This window comes from Actinoplanes sp. NPDC004185 (assembly GCF_053603475.1).
In genome coordinates this window covers 114,080-114,497 of record NZ_JBSGFR010000022.1, presented here as the reverse complement: position 1 = coordinate 114,497, position 418 = coordinate 114,080, and the positions used below count along the sequence as shown (strand labels likewise).

At 70.3% G+C, this 418-nt stretch carries 1 protein-coding gene; it reads right to left on the bottom strand.

Going from position 1 to position 418, the window contains the following annotated elements:
* The coding region (locus ACWEOZ_RS23175) for a tetratricopeptide repeat protein (protein ID WP_451912762.1) at positions 1–418 on the bottom strand (418 nt) is incomplete at both ends.

Sequence of the window (418 nt, the reverse complement as noted above, 5' to 3'; positions counted from 1 at the left end):
TGTTCAGGCGGATGCCGACGTCGGGGTGGTCGGGGCCGTAGGCGGCCTCGGTGATGGCCAGGGCCCGTTCGGCCAGTCGGCGGGCGTCCGGCAGCTCATCAAGATCCTGCAGGATCAGGGCGAGGTTGTTCAGGCGGATGCCGACGTCGGGGTGGTCGGGGCCGTAGGCGGCCTCGGTGATGGCCAGGGCCCGTTCGGCCAGTCGGCGGGCGTCCGGCAGCTCTCCGAGATCCTGCAAAATCGTGGCGAGGTTGTTCAGGTGGGTGCCGACGTTGGGGTGGTCGGGGCCGTAGGCGGCCTCGGTGATGGCCAGGGCCCGTTCGGTCAGCCGGCGGGCGTCCGGCAGCTCATCAAGATCCTGCAGGATCCCGGCGAGGATGTTCAGGTCGATGCCGACGTCGGGGTGGTCGGGGCCGTA